Consider the following 20572-nt stretch of genomic DNA (forward strand, 5'->3'; position numbering starts at 1 on the left):
GCACCCGACCCTCCATTGCCGCCGTTACCGAAAAGCCACCCGCCGTCCCCGCCGGGCAGGCCGCTGCCCGCCGGCGCATTGGCGCCATCGCCAAACAACGGGCGCCCCGTCAGAAACTTCACCGGGGCTATCGCGAAGGCCTGCAGGTTCTGCTCCAGGGTCTGCAACGGCGAGACATTGGCCGCCTCGGCAGCCGCATACGCGCCCGCCGCGCTGTTCAAGGCCTGCACAAACTGGTCGTGGAACACCGCCGCCTGCGCACCGAGTGCCTGAAACTGCTGGCCATGGAAGGAGAACACCGCCGCAATCGCCGCCGACACCTCATCCTCAGCCGCGGCCAGCACCCCCGTTGTCGGGGCGGCCGCCGCCGCTTGCGCGACGGTCAGCGTTGAGCCGATGTTGGACAGATCCGTTGCCGCCGAGGTCATTATCTCCGGCGCCGCGATTACATACGACATGTCGATCTTCCTGCTGGCTAGCCCCTGGTTGTCACTAGCCCGGCGGTCCCCAACCGTCAGGTAGGTGAACCGTAAGCAAGGGGTCTGGGGGAAGCATCAGTAGTCGACCACCTAATTCTCGGACATCGCGTGGACGCTGCCGAGGAACACCACTGCTCGCGACACTGAATGGCGGCCGTCTAGCCAATGTGCTTGTCGCGCAACATCACTCAAGAGTGCTCAGAATTCAGCTGCCGCACGGCGTCGATGCGCTCCTTGAGCTGCTCGCGGGTCGCGGCGGCGATCGGCGGCCCCCCGCAGCGGCGGCGCAGCTCGTTGTGGATCCAGCCGTGGGGTCTGCCGGTCTTGTGGTGGGCGATGGACACCAGGGTGTTCAGCTCGCGGCGCAGCTCGCGGAGCTGGCCGTGCACGGTCGCCGGCGGCGGTGCCCCCTGAACGGCCTGTTTCTCGGCCCGCCTCTGCAGTTGCTCGTCCTGGCGCCGGTGCAGCAGGGCGCGCATCTGGTCGGCGTCGAGCAGCCCGGGCAGGCCCAGGTAGTCCGCCTCCTCGTCGCTGCCGGCCGGCGCCGCGGTGCCGAACGAGGACCCGTCGAAGATCACTTGGTCGAGCTCGGCGTCGGCGCCCAGAGCGGTGAAGCCGTTGTCCGTGTCGTCCTTCTCGGTCTGCGTCCGGGTGGCGGGGTCGCCGTCGAGCGGGTCCTCCTCCGGCCGGTGCGGCTGCCCGAGCACGTGGTTGCGCTGGGCCTCGAGCTCGCTGGCCAGTTGCAGCAGGTTGGGCACCGAAGGCAGGAAGATGCTGGCCGTCTCGCCCGGCCGTCGCGACCGCACGAACCGGCCGATGGCCTGGGCGAAGAATAGCGGCGTCGACGCGCTGGTCGCGTAGATGCCGACCGACAGCCGCGGCACGTCGACGCCCTCGGACACCATGCGCACGGCGACCAGCCACCGGCTGGTGCTCTGCGCGAATTCCGTGATGCGCGTTGAGGATCCGGGGTCGTCGGACAGCACCACCGTCGGCGCCTCGTCGGTCAGCCGTTTGAGCAGGGCGGCGTACGCGCGCGCCGCGGTCCGGTCCGAGGCGATGATCATGCCGCCGGCGTCGGGGATGTGCGTGCGTAGCTGGCGGAGCCGCTCGTCGGCCGCGGCGATCACCGCCGGCATCCACTGGCCGGCCGGATCGAGCGCCGTGCGCCACGCCCGGGCCGTCTGCTCGGCCGAGAGCGGCTCGCCCAACCGCGCGGCGTGCTCCTCGCCGGCGCTGTCGCGCCAGCGGGCCTCGCCGGAGTAGGCGAGGAACACCACGGGCCGGACGACGCCGTCTGCGAGGGCCTCGGCGTAGCCGTAGGTGTGGTCGGCCTCCGAGCGCGCCACCCCGTCGGCGCCCGCGACGTAGCTGACGAACGGGATGGGGCTGTCGTCACTGCGAAACGGCGTGCCCGTCAAAGCAAGCCGGCGCGTCGCGTCGCCGAACGCCTCGCGGATCGCCTCGCCCCAGCTCTTGGCGTCGCCGCCGTGGTGGATCTCGTCGAAGACGACCAGCGTCCTGCGCTGCTCGGTGCGCACCCGGTGCAGCGTCGGGTGCGCGGCGACCTGGGCGTAGGTCACCATCACCCCGTGGTACTCGGACGAGTTCTGCGCGCTGGTGTTGGAAAACCGCGGGTCGAGGGCGAGGCCGTGCCGCTGCGCGGCCAGCGCCCACTGGACCTTGAGGTGCTCGGTCGGCACGACGACGGTGATCTGGTCGACGGCCCGCTGGCTCAGCAGCTCGGCCGCGACCCGCAGTGCGAACGTCGTCTTCCCGGAACCGGGGGTCGCGACCGCCAGGAAATCGCGGGGGCGACCGGCGAGGTACTTGACCAGCGCGCGGCGCTGCCAACCTCGCAGGGGCGCGCTGCCGTCCTGGCCTGCCTCGACGCGCGACGGCGTGTGGCTGACCTGTTGCAACGGCAAAGCTCCCCCCGGTGGTCGCGCGTGATTTGCGGCCCGCCCCAATCGGTGGCGGCGCTAAAATCTAGCACGCCAATGGTTTTCGCGCGCTCAGCCACGCGTCGATTCGTCGGGCGACGTCGCGCCAGCCGGGTTCGAGCATCATGTTGTGACCCATCTCGAAGAATTCGGGTTCGGTGCGGTAGGCGCGCGCCGTCGCGCGCACGTCACCGACGCTGACGAAGCCGTCGTGCACGGCGCCGAGCACCAGCATGGGCGTGGTCACGCGCTTCGTCCGCACCCGGCGGACCACGGGATCGGTCATGGCGGCGCGAATGCTCTCGGCGCCGGCGCGTTGCATGCAGGCTTGCACGACGTCCTCGGGCGTGTCGGTGCAGAAGAGGTACTCGCGGGTGAGCGCCGGGGTGGCGAGGAACTTCAGCAGCGTGGGGTCGCTCCAGGCCTCCATCGTCATCGACGGCCGGCGGCGCCACACGCGCAGCGCCAGCCGAAGGACGCCCTGCGGCGGCACCGAACCCACCAGCACCGCGGCGGGGGCGGTGTGGGTTTCGAGGTAGCGCTGAATGACGAAGCCGCCGAGCGAATGGCCGACGAGTACCGGAGCCCCGCCCAGGTCGTCGGCCGTGGCGCGGACATCGTCGAGGTAATCGGCGATGGTGACCTTGTGCAGGGGCTTGGCCGTCGGGCTGGCGCCGTGCCCGCGCAGGCTGATCGCGACCGCGCGGTAGCCGGCGCCGGCGAAGAAGTCGAGGAAGTGCTCCCAGCACCAGGCGCCGTGCCAGCCGCCGTGGACGAACAGCAGCGGGTCCGGATGCGCGTCGGTGCAGGCGCCCTTGTCGATCACCTCGAGCACCCGACCATTCAATCCCGCCGTCGCCTGCGCCGAGACTGAAACCACGCACACCCGTCCGCGGCGTGTCGTGTGCTCTGGCGGGCTTCGCCGTTCGCGAGACGTAACTGGTTGCGACTCGCCGCGTGTCGTCGCAACCGTTTACGTGTCGTGGCGTCCCGGGGCCCGGGGAGCCGCCGAAACCCGGTCGTCTCGCACTACCACTAGGCTGGTCGGGTGTTTGAATCCCTCTCCGACCGGTTGACCGGTGCGCTGGCGGGGCTGCGCGGGAAAGGTCGACTGACCGACGCCGACATCGACGCGACGACCCGCGAGATCCGCCTGGCGCTGCTCGAGGCCGACGTCTCGCTGCCCGTCGTCCGCGAGTTCGTCGGCCGCATCAAGGAACGCGCCCGGGGCGCCGAGGTCTCCGGCGCGCTGAACCCGGCGCAGCAGGTCGTCAAGATCGTCAACGAGGAGCTCATCGGCATCCTCGGCGGCCAGACCCGCCAGCTCGTGTTCGCGAAGGCCCCGCCGACGGTCATCATGCTCGCCGGCCTGCAGGGCTCGGGTAAGACCACGCTGGCCGGCAAGCTGGCCGCCTGGCTGCGCGGCCAGGGTCACACGCCACTGCTGGTGGCCTGCGACCTGCAGCGGCCCGCCGCGGTGAACCAGCTGCAGGTCGTCGGGCAGCGCGCGGGCGTTCCCGTGTTCGCGCCGCACCCCGGCGCGTCGCCCGAGTCGGGACCGGGTGATCCGGTCGCCGTGGCCGCACAGGGCCTGGAGGAGGCACGCGCCAAGCACTTCGACATCGTCATCGTCGACACCGCCGGGCGCCTCGGCATCGACGCCGAGCTGATGTCCCAGGCCGCGGCCATCCGCGACGCCGTCGACCCCGACGAGGTCCTGTTCGTCCTCGACGCGATGATCGGTCAGGACGCCGTCACCACCGCCGAGGCGTTCCGCGAGGGCGTCGGCTTCACCGGTGTCGTGCTGACCAAGCTCGACGGCGACGCTCGCGGTGGCGCCGCGCTGTCGGTTCGCGAGGTCACCGGCGTGCCAATACTTTTCGCCTCCACCGGCGAGAAGCTCGAGGACTTCGACGTCTTCCATCCCGACCGCATGGCCAGCCGCATCCTCGGCATGGGCGACGTGCTGAGCCTCATCGAGCAGGCCGAGCAGGTCTTCGACGCCCAGCAGGCCGAGGCTGCCGCCGCCAAGATGGGCAGCGGCGAGCTGACGCTGGAGGACTTCCTCGAGCAGATGCTCGCGATCCGCAAGATGGGTCCCATCGGCAACCTGCTGGGCATGCTCCCCGGCGCCGGCCAGATGAAGGAGGCGCTGGCCGAGGTCGACGACAAGCAGCTCGACCGGCTGCAGGCCATCATCCGCGGGATGACACCCGAGGAGCGGGCCGACCCCAAGATCATCAACGCGTCTCGGCGGCTGCGCATCGCCAACGGGTCGGGCGTGACGGTGTCGGAGGTGAACCAGCTCGTCGACCGCTTCTTCGAGGCCCGCAAGATGATGTCGACGATGCTCGGCGGCATGGGCATCCCGGGCATGGGCCGCAAGTCGGCGACCCGGAAGGCCAAGGGCGGCAAGGGGAAGAAGGGCAAGAAGGGCGCCCGCGGACCGACGCCGCCAAAGGTGCGCAACCCCCTGATGCAGGGCGCGCCCGGCATGCCCGCCGGCTTCCCCGACCTGTCGCAGATGCCCGAGGGTCTCAACGAGTTGCCGCCGGCCCTGGCTGACTTCGACCTGTCCAAGCTCAAGTTCCCGGGCAAGTCGTGACGATCGCGAGCGCGGCGAAGCCGGGCGACGCGGGTCGTCACCGAAAGACCGTGACGATCGCGAGCGCGGCGAAGCCGGGCGACGCGGGTCGTCACCGAAACACCGGACGGACGTAGCCGCCCCGTGCGCCTGCACGTGCGGGGGCGCGGGCTGCCCGACGAAAGCCCGGTCGAGCTGTGGATCGTCGACGGCCGCATCAGCACCGAAGCAATCGCGGGCGCCGACACCGTGTTCGACGGCGGGTGGATCGTGCCCGGGCTCGTCGACGCGCACTGCCACGTCGGGCTCGGCGACCACGGCGAGATGCCCATCGAGGAGGCGGCCGCCCAGGCCGAGACCGAGCGCGACGCCGGCGCGCTCCTACTGCGCGACTGCGGCTCGCCGACCGACACCCGCCGCCTCGACGACCGCGACGACCTGCCCCGCATCATCCGCGCCGGCCGGCACCTGGCCAGGCCCAAGCGGTACTCGCCGAACCTGGCGCGCGAGCTCGAGGACGAGTCGCAGCTGCGCGCGGCGGTGGCCGAGGAGGCCCGGCGCGGCGACGGCTGGGTCAAGCTCGTCGGCGACTGGATCGACCGCGGCACCGGCGACCTGGGGCCGCTGTGGTCCGACGACGTGCTCAAGGCCGCGATCGACACCGCCCACGCCCACGGCGCCCGCGTCACCGCGCACGTCTTCGGCAACGAGGCCATGCCGGGCCTGATCAACGCCGGGATCGACTGCATCGAGCACGGCACCGGCCTCACCGACGACACCATCGCCTTGATGCTCGAGCACGGCACCGCGCTGGTGCCGACCCTGATCAACATCATCGACAACTTCCAGGGCATCGCCGCCGCCGCGACGAAGTACCCGACGTACGCCGCGCACATGCGCGAGCTGTACGCCCGCTGCAACGAGCGGATCGCGGGCGCGCGGGAGGCCGGCGTGCCCATCTACGCCGGCACCGACGCCGGCAGCCTCGTGGCCCACGGCCGGATCGCCGACGAGGTGGAGGCGCTCAAAGGCATCGGCATGAGCCCCACCGAGGCGCTCGGCGCGGCGTGCTGGGAGGCGCGGCGCTGGCTGAACCGGCCCGGGCTCGAGGACGGCGCACCGGCCGACCTGCTGTGCTACGCGGAGGACCCGCGGCGCGGCCCCGGGGTCCTCGCCCGGCCCGATCTAGTAGTTCTGCGCGGCAAGACGTTTCGACCGTAATGCCCGCAGGGCGCGTCGCCGCGCTCGCGGGTAGGCTCTTCCAATGGCGTTGGCCAGCGGCGCGGCGTTTGCCGGATACGTCATCGCGCGAAGGCTGGGTTCCGGGGCGACCGGTGATGTCTATCTTGTCCAGGACCACCGGTCGTCGTGCTGGCGGGCGGTGAAAGTCCTTGCGCCCGAACTGTCGACGGACGCCGAGTTCCGGCGCCGGTTCTGGGCCGAGACGCCCGCGGCGGCGCGGCTGCGGCACCCCCACATCATCGAGGTGCACGAACGCGGCGAGTTCTACGGCCAGCTGTACGCCGCCATGGACTACGTCGACGGCATCAACGCGGCCCAGCTGATCGCCGGCCGGTTCCCGGCGGTGTCACCCGTGGCCGAGGTGCTGGCCATCGTCTCCGCGCTGGCCGGGGCGCTGGACTACGCGCACCAGCGCGGCATGCTGCACCGGGACGTCCGACCCGCCAACATCCTGCTCACCGGCCGCGCGGACGAGGAGCAACGCATCCTGCTCACCGACTTCGGGATCCCTCGTCCCGAGGTCGACGCGCGTTACGCGGCGCCCGAACTCGCGGCCGGGGGCGCCACCGAAAAAATCGACCGGCGCGCCGACCAATACGCCCTGGCGGCCACGGCATTTCACCTGCTCACGGGTGCGCCGCCCGCGGCGCGTCCGGCCCGGCTGAGTGAGCAGCGCCCGGAGCTGGCCCGCCTCGACGGCGTGTTCGCCCGGGCGCTCGCCGAGCGGCCCGGCGACCGGTTCGCCACCTGCGGCGAATTCGCCCGCGCGGCCAACCGGCAGGCCGGCGTCGCGGGCGGGGACCGCACGCCCGAGGCCGTGCTGGTGGCCGAGCAGCCCGCCCGGGCCCGTCCGGCACCGGCCGGCACCAAGGAGCCGGCCCCGGGTCCCCGTCCGGCGGCCCGGCGGCCGGCGTCCCCGTCGCCCGCCCGGCCGGCGCGAGGCCACGGCGCCGCAAGAACGCCGCCGCGGCGCCCCACGCCGCCCCCGCCGCCACGACGCATCCTGGGCCGGGTCGTGCTGGCCCTGACGGTGTTGGTGCTGGTGGTCGGCGCGGTCGCGCTCGGTTTCCTCGTCGGGCGCACGAGCGCCACCACGCCGACCGTCCGACCCGCGCCCGTCGCCCAATCCGCCCCCTCGCCCGCGCCGGTCCCGGCGCCGCCACCGCCCGTCCCGCTCGAGGGCTCCTACCGGCTCGAGGTCCAGCGCAGCAAGCAGACCTACAACTACGTCGCCGACCCGCAGCCGCCGGACGTGGCCACCTGGTGGGCCTTCCGCACCACGTGTTCCGCCTCGGCATGCGCCGCCGCGGCGCTGCAACTCGACAACGACGACCATCAGCAACCGGCGTCGCCGGGCGGCCGGCAGCTGATCATGCGGTTCGCCGACGGTCGGTGGCAGTCGCAGCCGGACGACGCTCAGATCGCCTGCGTGGGGCCCAGCGGGTCGAACCGGACCCAGGCCACGACGGTCGTGCTGTCGTTGCGGCCCCAGCCCGACGGCGACCTCGTGGGGGAGGAGACCGTCACCGTGCAATCCAACGACTGCGGACAGCGGTCCGCCGTGCTCCGCGTCCCCGCCGTGCTCGCCCGCCGCGGCGACGTGCCGCCGGCCATCACGGGCCTGGAGCCGGCGACCGCGACCGAGGTGCCCAAGGTGGCCCGTCGCTGACGCTCGCCGGGAAAAGATTGCGAGTGCTTGCTATCTATGTTACGGTTCCCGCAACCGAACAGCCTGGAGGAAGCAATGGCCTACGACGTGATCATCCGCGACGGACTGTGGTTCGACGGCACCGGCGCCCAGCCGCACACCCGAAACCTCGGCATCCGCGACGGTGTGGTGGCCACCGTGTCCGAGACCCCGCTCGACGAGGCCGGGTGCCCGGAGGTGATCGACGCGGCCGGCAAGTGGGTGGTGCCCGGGTTCATCGACGTGCACACCCACTACGACGCCGAGGTGCTGCTCGACCCCGGGCTGCGCGAGTCGGTGCGCCACGGCGTGACGACGGTGCTGCTCGGCAACTGCTCGCTGTCCACGGTCTACGCCTCCTCCGAGGACGCGGCCGACCTGTTCAGCCGGGTCGAGGCGGTGCCGCGCCAATACGTCCACGGCGCGCTCGACTCGCGCAGGACGTGGTCGACGCCGGCGGAATACATCGAGGCGCTCGACGCCCTGCCGCTCGGGCCGAACGTCGGCTCGCTGCTGGGCCATTCGGACCTGCGGGCCACCGTGCTCGGGCTCGACCGTGCCACCGACGCCGACGTCCGCCCCACCGACGCCGAGCTGGAAAAGATGGCGGCCCTGCTCGAGCAGGCGCTGGACGCCGGGATGCTCGGCATGTCGGGCATGGACGCGGCGATCGACAAGCTGGACGGCGACCGCTTCCGGTCGCGTGCCCTGCCGTCGACCTTCGCCTCTTGGCGCGAACGGCGCCGGCTCATCAAGGTGCTGCGCAAGCGCGGCCGGATGCTGCAGAGCGCGCCCAACGTCGAAAGCCCGGCCTCGGCGCTCATGTTCTTCCTGACGAGTAGCCGGATTGTCAACCGCGGCAAGGGCGTTCGCATGAGCCTGCTGGTGTCCGCCGACGCCAAGTCGATGCCGCTGGCCGTGCACACCTTCGGGTTCGGCACCCGGGTGCTCAACAGGCTGCTGCGTTCGGCCGTGCGGTTCCAGCACCTGCCCGTGCCGTTCGAGCTCTACTCCGACGGGATCGACCTGCCGGTGTTCGAGGAGTTCGGCGCCGGGACGGCCGCCCTGCACCTGCGCGACCAGCTGCAGCGCAACGAGCTGCTGGCCGACGAGTCCTACCGGCGGCGGTTCCGGCGCGAATTCGACCGCGTCAAGCTGGGCCCCTCGCTGTGGCACCGCGACTTCCACGACGCGGTGATCGTCGAATGCCCCGACGAGTCGCTGGTGGGCAAGAGCTTCGGCCAGATCGCCGACGAGCGCGGGCTGCATCCGCTGGACGCTTTCCTCGACGTGCTCGTCGAGAACGGTGAGCGCAACGTCCGGTGGACGACGATCGTGGCCAACCACCGGCCCAGGCAGCTCGACAAGCTCGCCGCCGACCCGAGTGTGCACATGGGCTTCTCGGACGCCGGCGCGCACCTGCGCAACATGGCCTTCTACAACTTCGGCCTGAAGCTGCTCAAGCGCGTCCGCGACGCCCACCGGGAGGGCCGGCCGTTCCTGTCCACCGAACGGGCCGTGCACCGCCTCACCGGCGAGTTGGCGGAGTGGTTCGGCCTCGACGCCGGCACGCTGCGGCCCGGTGACCGTGCCGACTTCGCGGTGATCGACCCGGCCGCCCTGGACGATTCGCTGTACGCCTACCATGAGGAAGCGGTCCCCTTCTACGGCGGCCTGCGCCGCATGGTCAACCGCAACGACGACGCCGTCGTCGCCACCGGCGTGGGCGGCGCCGTGGTGTTCCGGGACGGCAGCTTCCGCGAGGGCTACGGCGAGACGGTGAAGTCGGGCCGGTACCTGCGGGCGGGCGTCCGTCAGGCCGCGCCCCGGCAGCCCGCCGCCGTCGGCGCCTGAGATGGCGCGCACCCAGCAGCAACGCCGCGAGGAGACCGTCGGGCGGCTCCTCGAGGCGTGCATCGAGAGCATCGTCGAGGTCGGCTACGCCCGCACGTCCGCGGCCGTCGTCGCCAAGCGCGCGGGGGTGTCCGTGGGGGCCCTGTTCCGTCACTTCGACACCATGAGCGACTTCATGGCCGCGACGGCGTCGGAGGTTCTGCGCCGCCAGCTGGAGTCGTTCACCAAACGCGTGACGGAGATACCGCCCGACCGGCCGGCGCTGGAGGCGGCTCTGACGATCCTGCGCGACATCACCGGCAGCCCAACCAACGCCGTGCTCTACGAGCTGCTGGTCGCCGGCCGCACGGACGAGAAGCTCAACGCCCATCTGCGCGAGTCGCTCGGCCCCTACACCGCCAAGATCTACGAGGCCGCGCGGGCGCTGCCGGGCGCCGAGAGCCTCCCGCAGGAGACCTTCGGAGTGCTCGTGGCGTTGCTGACCAACGTTTTCGACGGTGCCGCGCTGGTGCGCGGCGTGTGGCCGCAGCCGGAGATCGAGGAGCAGCGCATCGCGCTGCTGACGTCGTTGATCGCCGGCTTGATGCCCGGCTAGAGCGAGCCGATGCCGGTCTCGGGGTTGAGCGCGAAACCCCAGTCGAACAGGCTCGCGGCCTGGTCCCAGTAGGTGGGGCCGCCAGCCTTGACGAGGCCGTACATCATCGCGATCACCAACCGCCGGCCCCCGCGGCCGGCGGCGCCGACGAAGGTCTTGCGGGCCGCGTCGGTGAAGCCGGTCTTGCCGCCGATCGCGCCGGGATACCGCGCCAGCAGCTCGTCCTGGTTCTGGATCGGCTGGTCGCCGTGGTCGGAGGGGAACATCGCCGAGGGCTCGGCGGTGATCTGCGCGAACACCGGGTTGCCCATCGCGGCGCGGAAGATGACGGCCAGGTCGTGCGCGGTCGAGGCCCCGGATCCGCCGGGCCCGTCCAGGCCGGACGGGGTCGCGGCGTGGGTGCTTGTGGCCCCCAGCGACGCGGCCTTGGCGTTCATCTTGGCCACGGCCGCGTCCGCCCCGCCCAGCATGTGCGCCAGAGTGTTCGCGGCGTCGTTGCCCGACACCAGCAGCAACCCGTCGAGCAACTGGCGCGCGGTGTAGGAGCGGCCCGGCTTGATCCCGACGCAGTTGCACTCGACGTCCGCGTCGGCGGCGTCGGCGACCACGGTCTGGTCCAGGCTCACCTGGTCGAGCGCCACCAGGGCCAGCAGCACCTTGATGGTGCTCGCGGGCGGGTGGACGACGTTCTGGTCGCGCCCGGCCAGGATCTGGCCACTGTCCATGTCGGCGACGATCCAGGTCTGGGCGGGGCCGTCGGGGATGGGCACCGAGCCGGCCGGCTGGGCGTTGTCGGCCGAGGCCGGGGACACGCTGACCGTGGCAACACCCGTACCGATCGCCAGCGCAGCGGCGACCACCCCCATGAGCTTGCGCATGGCCGCAGAGTTTAACTTCTTGGCCTGCGCGGGGGCCAATGCCCGATTGGCGTGACGGCCTCTAGTGCCAGGGCATGTCCCGCCAGGCGTAGAAGGCGCCCGTCCCGACGTCGTGCACGCCGTAGTAGTCCCAGTAGTAGTCGTGGCAGACGTTGCCGTCCCACGGCACGGGGCGGCCCGCCGGGAGGACGTCGCCCGGGCACCAGTGCTGGCAGGACACCATGTTCGGGCAGGGGGAGGCCTGGGCGGCCGGGGCCGCCAGGCTCATGCCGCCCCAGATCATCAGCGGCGTTGCCAACGCCGCGAATGCTGCCTTCATAGACCCGGAATTATTCACCCGTCGAGCGCGGCGTGTCCTGCGAAAAGGGGAGAATCGCGGGGCCTTGTCCATGGCGGGCTCCTTCGTTGCTGAGGTCTGCGATCAAGTGCAACCCGCGCGCGGCGCTACCGATCCCAACTACCCGTCGACCGAGCGGCCGAGGTAGGCCATCAACCCGGCCGTCGGCGTCGCGCCGTCCGGCGCGGGCCGGGCCGGTCCGAAACCCCCGGGGCGCCGCAGCAGCTCCGGCGCGACCGACTCGACCAGCCCCCGGCAGAACGCCAGCGTGTCGTCGGGCAGCTCGACCAGACGCCCCTGCGAGCGGTGCACGTCCCAGGCGTGCATGGCCAGGTCCGCGACGGGGAAGGCCAGCGCGCGCCGCAGCGGCACCTGCCCCTGCGGCGAGACCCGCGTGGCATCCAGATCGGCCGAGGGCAGCGCGTCCCGCAGGCGGGACGCGAGCTCGCGCAGCCGCTCCGACGGGTCCTCGCAGACCCAATCGGCCGGCTGCGAAGGGCCTTGCCACAATTCACCGTCCTCGACGAGCGTCACCACCTTCGCGGCGCTGCCGGTGGCGTGGCCCACCAGCTCGCGCACGCTCCAGCCCTCGAGGTTGGACGGACGATCCCAGTCGTCGGGCCCGATCGTCGCCACGGCGTCGATCAGGAGGGAGAACGCCTGGGTGGCCAGCTGGCCGATCGGGGCGTCGTTCATGACCGGATCGTAGGACTGCCCGGTGACAACATGGTCGTGTTCAATCGACGCATGCTCACCCCCGCGGAAATCTCCGACCGCCTCGAGATCCAGCAGCTGCTGGTCGACTACTCCACCGCCATCGACAATCGCCGATTCGACGACCTGGACAAGGTCTTCACCCCGGACGCCTACATCGACTACACGGCCCTGGGCGGCATCGAGGGGCACTATCCCGAGGTCAAGAAGTGGCTGTCGGAGGTGCTGCCGAACTTTCCCGTCTACGCGCACATGCTCGGCAACTTCTCGGTGCGCATCGACGGCGACACCGCCTCGTCGCGGGTGATCTGCTTCAACCCGATGGTGCTGCCCGGCGAGAGCGATCAGGTGCTGTTCTGCGGGCTCTGGTACGACGACGAGTTCGTCCGCACCCCCGAGGGCTGGCGCATGACCCGCCGCGTCGAGACGAAGGTCTTCCAGAAGGTGATGTAGGCCGCCGCGATTAACGCCGGGCCAGCAGGTTCTGGCACAATGGGCGGCTGTCCACCGCGCGATCACGATCGCCCGTTGGTCACACACGCGAGGCAAAACCGGACCCTGGCATCCCGCCCGGGTCGCTGAATTGCAGCGTGACACCCACAGGAGAAGTCGCTCAATCATGGCTGTCAAGATCAAGCTCACCCGGCTTGGCAAGATCCGTAATCCCCAGTACCGCATCTCGGTCGCCGACGCGCGGACCCGCCGCGACGGGCGCGCCATCGAGGTCATCGGCCGGTACCACCCCAAGGAAGAGCCGAGCCTCATCGAGATCAACTCCGAGCGCGCCCAGTACTGGCTGTCGGTGGGGGCTCAGCCCACCGAGCCCGTGCTCAAGCTGCTCAAGATCACCGGCGACTGGCAGAAGTTCAAGGGGCTGCCCGGCGCCGAGGGCACCCTGAAGGTCGCGCCGCCGAAGCCGAGCAAGCTGGAGCTGTTCAACGCTGCCCTGGCCGCCGCCGACGGCGGGCCGGACACCGAGGCCGCGAAGCCGAAGAAGAAGGCGCCGGCCAAGAAGGCCGCCAAAGCGGCCGAACCCGCCGAGCAGACTGCCGACGAAGCCCCGGCCGAGGCCGCCGAGCAGGCCGAGCCGGCGGCCGAGGGCTGACCGTCATGAGCACGGTGGTCGTCGACGCTGTCGAGCATCTGGTCCGGGGGATCGTGGACAACCCCGACGACGTGCGCGTGGACCTCGTCACCAGCCGGCGCGGCCGGACGGTGGAGGTGCACGTGCACCCCGACGATCTGGGCAAGGTGATCGGGCGGGGCGGACGCACCGCGACCGCGCTGCGCACCCTGGTCGCCGGCATCGGCGGGCGCGGGATCCGCGTCGACGTGGTGGACACCGACCAGTAGCGGGGCGCTGCTCATGGAACTCCGTTGGAGTTGACCGTCGGCCGCGTCGCGAAGGCGCACGGCGTCCGCGGTGAACTGGTCGTGGAGATCCGCACCGACGACCCGGCGGCCCGGTTCGCCCCCGGAAATGCGTTGCGGCTCAAGCAGGCGCGCGGCGGCGCCGAGCACAGCTACGTCATCGAAGAGGCGCGCGAGCACGGCGGGCGCCTGCTGGTGCGCCTGGCCGGCGTAGACGACCGCGACTCCGCCGAGCGGTTGAGGGGTGGCCTGTTCGTCGTCAACTCCGGTGACCTGCCGCCGATCGACGAGCCCGACACCTACTACGACCACCAGCTCGAAGGCCTTAGGGTCCGGACGGTGACGGGTCAGGACGTCGGTGTGGTCGCCGAGGTGCTGCATACCGCCGCCGGGGAACTGCTTGCGGTGCGGCGGGATTCGGGGGAGGCGCTGGTGCCGTTCGTCGGCGCGATCGTCACCTCGGTGTCGCTCGAGGACGGCACGGTCGAGATCGACCCGCCCGACGGCCTGCTGGACCTCGCATGAGGATCGACGTCGTCACGATCTTCCCCGCCTGCCTCGAACCCCTTCGGGAGTCGTTGCCCGGCAAGGCCATTCAGTCCGGTGTCGTCGACCTTCGGGTGCACGACCTGCGGCGGTGGACGCACGACGTGCACCACTCGGTCGACGATTCCCCGTACGGCGGCGGCCCCGGGATGGTGATGAAGGCGCCGGTGTGGGGGGAGGCGCTGGACGAGATCTGTTCCGCCGAAACGCTTCTGGTGGTGCCGACGCCGGCCGGTTCGTTGTTCACGCAGGCGAGCGCCCAGCGCTGGAGCGCCGAGGCCCACCTGGTGTTCGCCTGCGGGCGCTACGAGGGCATCGACCAGCGCGTGATCGAGGACGCGGCCCGGCGGATGCGGGTCGAGGAAGTGTCGATCGGCGACTACGTCCTGCCGGGTGGGGAATCGGCGACGGTGGTGATGATCGAGGCGGTGGTGCGACTGCTCGCCGGAGTGCTCGGCAATCCCGCCTCGCTGCAGGAGGATTCGCATTCGCCGGCCCTCGACCGGCTGCTGGAGGGGCCGAGCTACACCCGGCCGCCCTCCTGGCGCGGCCTCGACGTCCCCGACGTCCTGCTCTCCGGCGACCACGCGCGGATCGCCGCCTGGCGCCGGGAGGTGTCGCTGCGACGCACCCGCGAGCGCCGGCCCGACCTGCTGGGCTGAGACGCCTCAGATCCGGCCGGTGGGGAACATCGTCCGGACCGCGCGGGTGATGACGTCGCGGGCGGTGGCGTCACCCGAGGTCTGCAGTGACTGAACCACCATGATGTAGCGGTGATCCGCGCCGATCACGCCGGTCGACAGGTGCATCCACGCGCTGCCGATGCAGCACATCCAGCCCTGCTTGACGGCCACCGGCTCGGCGTACAGGCCGTCGGGGATGCCGAAACGTTGCGGGTAGCCGTCGACGCCGGTGGGGGTCGACTTCGCCAGGTCGTTGATGATGACCTTGACCCGGTCGGGCGGCAGGCCACCGGACCCGTCGAGAAGCAGGTCGTAGTAGCGGACCAGGTCCGACAGCGAGCTCATGGTGTTCCACCAGCGCCCGTCGTCGCCCGGGGTGGTCGAGGCGAGCCCGTACCGGCTGGCGACCGCGGTGGTGATCGCGTCGCCGCCGCCGGAGTCCCAGAACCTCTCCGCCGCGCCGTCGTCGGACGACTGCAGCATGACGTCCAGGGCCTGGCGGTCCTCCGGACTCAGCGCGACCTTGCCCTGCGACTCGCGCAACAGCAGGTCGTCGGCGATGAAGAGCTTGGCCACCGACGCGGTGCCGACGACCTGGCCGTTGCCGTTGGTGAGCAGTTGGTGGGTCTTGCGGTCGAGGATGGCCACCGAGAGGCTGGCGCCGGCGGCGGCCGCCTCGTCCGTGGCCTGCTGGATTCGGCCCTGTAGCCCACCGAGCCCCGCGCTGGGCGCGGCCTGCGGCGCCGTGCGGGACTCGGACAGGAGCTCGGCCAGCTGTGGGGGTGGTTCGGACACTGCGAGGCTGGGCGTGGCGTACACCGGCGCGCTGTTGGCCTTGGCCTGGACCTTCGCCTCACAGCCCGCGACGACCACCAACGCCACCGCCGCCGTGGCGGTGAAGAGCGTCAGCGGCCGGACCGGCATCTGCTTCCCTCCGAGCTTCTCCTCCGTGTGGGTGTGGGGCGGGCCGCATCGCCGTCTGCCCCGGGACGTCGCGCGCGATGTTCGGCGCGCGTTGACCCCAGCTATATGTACCATTCACCAGCAGGTTTAGCGCGCCACGAACCGCAGCGATTTCCTGTGATTTTCTCCGCATGCGACCCGTCTGGCACAATTGATCAGTTGTCTCCAGCGGATGTCGGCTGAACGGCCCGCTTTCCGCCCGTTGCGAGACGCGCCGAATCCCGAAACCATCGGCTCGGTGACCGCCCCACGCCCACGTGGGAGCGGCTGCCGCACGCCGCGACCGCAAGGAAGTGCTGCTCGAGATGAACCGGCTGGACTTTGTCGACCAAGCGTCGCTGCGCGACGACATCCCGGCGTTCAGCCCGGGGGACACCATCAACGTGCACGTTAAGGTCATCGAGGGCGCCAAGGAGCGCATTCAGGTGTTCAAGGGCGTTGTCATCCGCCGGCAGGGCGGCGGCATGCGCGAGACGTTCACCGTGCGCAAGGAGAGCTACGGCGTGGGCGTGGAGCGGACCTTCCCGGTCCACTCGCCCAACATCGACCACATCGAGGTCGTGACCCGCGGCGACGTGCGCCGCGCAAAGCTCTACTACCTGCGCGAACTCCGCGGCAAGAAGGCCAAGATCAAGGAGAAGCGCTGAGCCTCACCCGCCCCGGCGGCCGCACGCGGTCGCCTCGGCGGAGTCACACCGTGCTGGCTACGCTGATCTCGTGACCGACACCCCGGACTCTCCCGCGGAATCGTCCGAGCCCAAGTCTGACGCCGGCCGGCAAGAGCCCAAGGTCTCCACCCGCGACCTCGACGCGTCGCCCGACGTGGTGCCGCCGCCCGACGCGCCCGAGCCGGAGCCCAAGAAGAAGTCAACGGTGCGCGAGCTGGCGATCCTGGCGCTGATCGCCGTGGTGCTCTACTACGTCATGCTGACGTTCGTCGCGCGTCCGTACCTGATTCCGTCGGAGTCGATGGAACCCACGCTGCACGGGTGCGCCGGCTGCGTCGGCGACCGCATCATGGTCGACAAGCTCACCTACCGCTTCAGCGACCCGCGGCCCGGTGACGTGGTCGTCTTCAAGGGCCCGCCCGCCTGGAACCGGGGATACAAGTCGATCCGGTCCGACAACACCGCGCTGCGCTGGGTGCAGAACGCCCTGTCCTTCATCGGCTTCGTGCCCCCCGACGAGAACGATCTGGTGAAGCGGGTCATCGCCGTCGGCGGGCAGACGGTGGAGTGCCGGGCGGACACCGGGCTCACCGTCGACGGCAAGCCGCTCAAGGAGCCCTACCTCAGCGCCGCGACCATGAACGCCAACCCGGCGATGTATCCCTGCCTGGGCAGCCAGTTCGGGCCGGTGAAGGTTCCGCCCGGGCGGCTGTGGGTGATGGGGGACAACCGGACGCACTCGGCCGATTCCCGCGCCCACTGCGAAAGCGTCCCGGCCGACGCGCTCAAGGAGATTCTCTGCACCGGCGACCCGAACTCCGGGACCGTGCCGGTGTCCAACGTCATCGGCAAGGCCAGGTTCATCGTGTGGCCGCCGTCGCGGTGGGGCGGAGTCAGTTCGGTGAATCCCCAGCAGAGCCAGTAGCGGTGGCCACCACGTGGCCGCCGCGGACGGTGATCCGCAAGTCGTCCGGATTGCGCACGCTGGAGTCCGCGCTGTACCGCAGCGGCCTGGGGCCGGTGGCCGGGGTCGACGAGGTCGGCCGCGGCGCCTGCGCGGGTCCGCTGGTGGTGGCGGCCTGCGTGCTGGGTCCCGGGCGGCTCGAAAGCCTTGCGGCCCTTGACGATTCGAAGAAACTCACCGAGGCGGCGCGGGAGCGGCTGTTCCCCCTCATCCGCCGCTACGCGCTGGCCTACCACGTGGTGTTCATCCCGCCGGCCGAGGTTGACCGCCGCGGCGTCCACGTCGCCAACATCGAGGGGATGCGGCGGGCGGTGGCCGGCCTGCCCGTGCGGCCCGGCTACGTGCTCAGCGACGGATTCCGGGTGCCCGGGCTTGCCGTGCCGTCGCTGCCGGTGATCGGTGGCGACGCGGCGGCGGCCTGCATCGCCGCGGCCAGCGTGCTGGCTAAGGTCAGCAGGGACCGGTTCATGGTCGCGATGGAGGCCGAGCATCCCGGCTACGGGTTCGCCGAACACAAGGGCTACAGCACGCCGGCGCACAGCGCGGCGCTGAACTCGCTGGGCCCGTGCCCAGAGCACCGGTACTCGTTCATCAACGTCCGGCGGGTGGCGGCCGGTTCGGGCGCCCGGGTGGTGGCCGAGTGCAAATCGGACCCTCCGGGCACGCAGGTGGACATGGGTGGGGAAAATGAAGCGAAGCGCCAGGGGAGAAGGACGTCCGAGCAGGTGAGTGGCAGATGAGTGCAGAAGATCTCGAAAAGTACGAAACCGAGATGGAGCTCTCGCTGTACCGCGAATACAAGGACATCGTGGGCCAGTTCAGCTACGTCGTCGAGACCGAGCGGCGCTTCTACCTGGCCAACAGCGTGGAGATGGTGCCCCGCAACGCCGACGGCGAGGTCTACTTCGAGCTGCGGCTTTCCGATGCCTGGGTCTGGGACATGTACCGGCCCGCCCGGTTCGTCAAGCAGGTTCGGGTGGTCACGTTCAAGGACGTCAACATCGAAGAGGTCGAGAAGCCCGAGCTGCGCCTGCCCGAGTAGGTCCGAATGGGTCAGTGCCGGTCAGGCGTCGGCCGAGAGCTCGCCCTGACCGTCGGAGGGCAGCTGCCCGCGCCTCTCGATGACCGCGCGCGCCACGTCGGCCAGCTTGATGTTCAGCGCCTGGGAATGCCGTCGTAGCAGGTCGAACGCCTGGTCCTCGGTCATGTCGTGCAGCAACATCAACATGCCGACCGCCTTGCCGATCTCGCGGTTGCTCAGCAACCCCCGGCGCAGGCTCGCGGCGTCCTCACCCTTGGCCATCGCGTTGATGGCCACGCTCGCGAACGACGCCAGCACCGCCGCGCGTCCCGCCGACTCCGCGTCGAACAGGTTGGGGGTCTCGCTGAAGAGGTTCAGCGCCGCGCCCTTGCGCTTGTCGACCAGCAGCCGGAACCCCATCGCGCCGCGCACCGGGGTTTCCGCGACCAGGACCTTGGCGAGCTTGGGCCACAGCGACGGAGTCGTCAGGTCCGGGTCGATCTGCGGAGTCTCCTCCTCGATCGCGTCGATGCACGGGCCGTCGCCGGCGCGACGTTCGAGCTCGTCGACCTCCTGCGCGAGCCGGGAGCTGGCGCCCACGGTGACGTAGCGGTCGTTGTCGCGGACCAACAGGCTGGCATGGTCACAGCCGCGGACGATCAGGGTGGCGGCGACGCAGATCGCCGAGTACATCTCGCCGGCGTCCGAGCCCTGGTAGATGATCTCGGCAAGAGCGGCGAAAACCGTGGCGGGGTCGGCTCTCTCCCCACCGGGCGCAACGCCGCCCGTGGTCGACTCGTCTGCCATGTCCCGCCTCCCGCGTCGCGGGTCATTCGACCCACGTCTAACGCCGTAGATTAACCGCCCCTGGCGAGCCTCACACGCTACCGGTCCCGGCTGGGTTGCCGGACTCCTCGTCGGTGCAGCGCAGCGCCGGTGGCAAAGTTACCCATGAGTATCCAACGGCGCGGCGAATCCGGGGCCCGGTTACCTGCCGAAGTTCTGTTTTCCCCGGTCGGCGGAGGGGAAGGATCACCGAATGGGAATCACCGTCGCCGTGACCGGGCCAACTGGAGAGATCGGAATCTCGGCGGTGACCGCGCTCGAGCGCGAACCGGCCGTCGAGTCGATCATTGGGATGGCCCGCCGGCCCTTCGACCCCGCCTCGCGCGGCTGGCAGAAGACCACCTACCAGCAAGGCGACATCCTCGACCGCGACGCCGTGGACGCCCTGGTGGCCCAGGCCGACGTGGTGGTCCATCTGGCGTTCATCATCATGGGGTCGCGCGAGGAGAGCGCCCGCATCAACCTGCAGGGCACGCGCAACGTCTTCGAGGCGACCGTGGCCGCCGAGCGCCCGCGGCGGCTGGTCTACACCTCGTCGGTGGCCGCCTACGGCTACCACTCCGACAACCCCGTCCCCCTCACCGAGGACGTGCCTACGCGCGGATCGGCCGAGCACTACTACTCGGAGCAGAAGGCGGCGTGCGAGGCCCTGCTCGCGGAGATCACCGAGGATGCGCCGCTGGAGGTCTTCGTCCTGCGACCGTGCATCGTGGCCGGGCCCAACGCCCCTGGCCTGGCCGACGCGATGCCGTGGAACCAGCTGCCAGGCCCGGTGCGCGCCGTCGTCAACGCAGTGCCGGGGATCAAGCCGGTGATTCCGGACCCCGGCGTCCCGCTGCAGCTCGTCCACCACGACGACGTCGCCACCGCGATCGCGCTGGCGGCGACCACGCCGGCGCCGCCCGGGGCGTACAACATCGCGGGGGATGGCGTCGTGACCGTGTCCGACGTGGCCAGGGCGCTGGGCGGGCGGCCGGTGCGGGTGCCCGCGGTCACCGCATCGGCGGCGTCGGCGGCGATCTCGCGGCTGCCCAAGCTCCCGTCGATGCTGGAGTGGCTGCACAGCGTCCGGACGTCGGTGGTGATGGACACGACCAAGGCCAGGACCCAGCTCGGCTGGCAGCCGGTCTACTCGTCGGCCGAGACGCTGGCGGCGCTGGCCTCGTCGCTGTGAGGCTCGCGGCGGCGGTCGGCGGT

The 20572-nt window shown here is 70.9% G+C and carries 23 protein-coding genes; 15 read left to right on the forward strand and 8 right to left on the reverse strand.

Annotated elements, in window-relative coordinates; all coding sequences use genetic code 11:
- The 3 genes from GPY60_RS22500 to GPY60_RS22510 form a co-directional block, all read right to left on the reverse strand.
- A partial coding sequence (locus tag GPY60_RS22500) for a PE family protein (RefSeq protein ID WP_156689910.1) occupies nucleotides 1–458 on the reverse strand: 458 nt, incomplete at its 3' end.
- A 209-nt stretch (nucleotides 459–667) separates the two neighbouring features.
- On the reverse strand, nucleotides 668–2401 hold the full coding sequence (locus GPY60_RS22505) for a DEAD/DEAH box helicase (protein WP_231639786.1): 1734 nt from the start codon (nucleotides 2399–2401) through the stop codon (nucleotides 668–670).
- 67 nt (nucleotides 2402–2468) lie between these two features.
- On the reverse strand, nucleotides 2469–3257 hold the full coding sequence (locus GPY60_RS22510; RefSeq protein ID WP_156689912.1) for an alpha/beta hydrolase: 789 nt from the start codon (nucleotides 3255–3257) through the stop codon (nucleotides 2469–2471).
- Nucleotides 3258–3470: 213 nt separating this feature from the next.
- Between GPY60_RS22510 and ffh the strand changes: the two genes are divergently transcribed.
- From ffh to GPY60_RS22535, 5 genes are all read left to right on the forward strand, one after another.
- Entirely contained in the window at nucleotides 3471–5027 is a 1557-nt protein-coding gene (gene ffh, locus GPY60_RS22515) for a signal recognition particle protein (protein ID WP_156689913.1), read from the forward strand.
- A gap of 123 nt (nucleotides 5028–5150) precedes the next feature.
- Nucleotides 5151–6227, forward strand: a complete 1077-nt coding sequence (locus GPY60_RS22520) for a metal-dependent hydrolase family protein (protein ID WP_156689914.1) — start codon at nucleotides 5151–5153, stop codon at nucleotides 6225–6227.
- 43 nt (nucleotides 6228–6270) lie between these two features.
- Nucleotides 6271–7917 carry a serine/threonine-protein kinase gene (locus GPY60_RS22525; protein ID WP_156689915.1) on the forward strand — a complete coding sequence of 549 codons (1647 nt, stop codon included), beginning with the start codon at nucleotides 6271–6273 and terminating at the stop codon, nucleotides 7915–7917.
- A gap of 36 nt (nucleotides 7918–7953) precedes the next feature.
- The gene (locus tag GPY60_RS22530; protein ID WP_156689916.1) at nucleotides 7954–9789 is read left to right on the forward strand and encodes an N-acyl-D-amino-acid deacylase family protein; all 1836 of its coding nucleotides are present in this window, start codon (nucleotides 7954–7956) and stop codon (nucleotides 9787–9789) included.
- Nucleotide 9790: 1 nt separating this feature from the next.
- On the forward strand, nucleotides 9791–10384 hold the full coding sequence (locus GPY60_RS22535; RefSeq protein ID WP_156689917.1) for a TetR/AcrR family transcriptional regulator: 594 nt from the start codon (nucleotides 9791–9793) through the stop codon (nucleotides 10382–10384).
- Here the strand turns inward: GPY60_RS22535 and GPY60_RS22540 are convergent.
- The 3 genes from GPY60_RS22540 to GPY60_RS22550 form a co-directional block, all read right to left on the reverse strand.
- A complete protein-coding gene (locus GPY60_RS22540; protein WP_156689918.1) occupies nucleotides 10381–11262 on the reverse strand; it encodes a D-alanyl-D-alanine carboxypeptidase family protein in 882 nt (293 codons plus the stop codon). The two genes, GPY60_RS22535 and GPY60_RS22540, sit on opposite strands and share 4 nt — an antisense overlap.
- A 61-nt stretch (nucleotides 11263–11323) precedes the next feature.
- On the reverse strand, nucleotides 11324–11581 hold the full coding sequence (locus tag GPY60_RS22545) for a hypothetical protein (RefSeq protein ID WP_156689919.1): 258 nt from the start codon (nucleotides 11579–11581) through the stop codon (nucleotides 11324–11326).
- 138 nt (nucleotides 11582–11719) lie between these two features.
- A complete protein-coding gene (locus GPY60_RS22550) occupies nucleotides 11720–12295 on the reverse strand; it encodes a TIGR03086 family metal-binding protein (RefSeq protein ID WP_156689920.1) in 576 nt (191 codons plus the stop codon).
- A gap of 51 nt (nucleotides 12296–12346) precedes the next feature.
- Here GPY60_RS22550 and GPY60_RS22555 point away from each other — a divergent pair, with 51 nt between their 5' ends.
- The 5 genes from GPY60_RS22555 to trmD all read left to right on the forward strand — a co-directional run bounded on the left by GPY60_RS22555 (nucleotide 12347) and on the right by trmD (nucleotide 14892).
- Nucleotides 12347–12766: a nuclear transport factor 2 family protein gene (locus tag GPY60_RS22555; protein WP_156689921.1), complete on the forward strand. Its 420-nt coding sequence runs from the start codon at nucleotides 12347–12349 to the stop codon at nucleotides 12764–12766.
- Between the two features lie 166 nt (nucleotides 12767–12932).
- Complete coding sequence (gene rpsP, locus GPY60_RS22560; RefSeq protein ID WP_156689922.1) at nucleotides 12933–13418, forward strand: 30S ribosomal protein S16; 486 nt, start codon at nucleotides 12933–12935, stop codon at nucleotides 13416–13418.
- Between the two features lie 5 nt (nucleotides 13419–13423).
- Nucleotides 13424–13666, forward strand: coding sequence for an RNA-binding protein (locus GPY60_RS22565; protein WP_036354608.1), 243 nt, complete (start codon nucleotides 13424–13426; stop codon nucleotides 13664–13666).
- A 24-nt stretch (nucleotides 13667–13690) separates the two neighbouring features.
- Nucleotides 13691–14209: a ribosome maturation factor RimM gene (rimM, locus tag GPY60_RS22570; RefSeq protein ID WP_156689923.1), complete on the forward strand. Its 519-nt coding sequence runs from the start codon at nucleotides 13691–13693 to the stop codon at nucleotides 14207–14209.
- Nucleotides 14206–14892 (forward strand): tRNA (guanosine(37)-N1)-methyltransferase TrmD, encoded by a 687-nt coding sequence (gene trmD / locus GPY60_RS22575; protein ID WP_156689924.1) that lies wholly within the window; start codon nucleotides 14206–14208, stop codon nucleotides 14890–14892. The genes rimM and trmD overlap by 4 nt, the downstream gene beginning before the upstream one ends.
- 6 nt (nucleotides 14893–14898) lie before the next feature.
- Here the strand turns inward: trmD and GPY60_RS22580 are convergent, their stop codons facing one another.
- Entirely contained in the window at nucleotides 14899–15837 is a 939-nt protein-coding gene (locus tag GPY60_RS22580; RefSeq protein WP_156689925.1) for a hypothetical protein, read from the reverse strand.
- A 344-nt stretch (nucleotides 15838–16181) separates the two neighbouring features.
- Here GPY60_RS22580 and rplS point away from each other — a divergent pair, with 344 nt between their 5' ends.
- From rplS to GPY60_RS22600, 4 genes are all read left to right on the forward strand, one after another.
- Nucleotides 16182–16523, forward strand: a complete 342-nt coding sequence (gene rplS, locus GPY60_RS22585) for a 50S ribosomal protein L19 (protein ID WP_156689939.1) — start codon at nucleotides 16182–16184, stop codon at nucleotides 16521–16523.
- Nucleotides 16524–16593: 70 nt separating this feature from the next.
- A complete protein-coding gene (gene lepB / locus GPY60_RS22590) occupies nucleotides 16594–17469 on the forward strand; it encodes a signal peptidase I (RefSeq protein ID WP_156689926.1) in 876 nt (291 codons plus the stop codon).
- A gap of 2 nt (nucleotides 17470–17471) precedes the next feature.
- Nucleotides 17472–18248 (forward strand): ribonuclease HII, encoded by a 777-nt coding sequence (locus tag GPY60_RS22595; protein ID WP_156689927.1) that lies wholly within the window; start codon nucleotides 17472–17474, stop codon nucleotides 18246–18248.
- On the forward strand, nucleotides 18245–18550 hold the full coding sequence (locus GPY60_RS22600) for a DUF2469 domain-containing protein (RefSeq protein ID WP_007171389.1): 306 nt from the start codon (nucleotides 18245–18247) through the stop codon (nucleotides 18548–18550). The genes GPY60_RS22595 and GPY60_RS22600 overlap by 4 nt, the downstream gene beginning before the upstream one ends.
- Before the next feature lie 21 nt (nucleotides 18551–18571).
- Here the strand turns inward: GPY60_RS22600 and GPY60_RS22605 are convergent, their stop codons facing one another.
- On the reverse strand, nucleotides 18572–19336 hold the full coding sequence (locus tag GPY60_RS22605; RefSeq protein ID WP_156689928.1) for a GAF and ANTAR domain-containing protein: 765 nt from the start codon (nucleotides 19334–19336) through the stop codon (nucleotides 18572–18574).
- A gap of 232 nt (nucleotides 19337–19568) precedes the next feature.
- Between GPY60_RS22605 and GPY60_RS22610 the strand changes: the two genes are divergently transcribed.
- Nucleotides 19569–20549, forward strand: a complete 981-nt coding sequence (locus tag GPY60_RS22610) for an SDR family oxidoreductase (RefSeq protein WP_156689929.1) — start codon at nucleotides 19569–19571, stop codon at nucleotides 20547–20549.
- Nucleotides 20550–20572 lie beyond the last annotated feature (23 nt).

This window comes from Mycobacterium sp. Marseille-P9652, from assembly GCF_902652685.1.
Lineage (GTDB): Bacteria > Actinomycetota > Actinomycetes > Mycobacteriales > Mycobacteriaceae > Mycobacterium.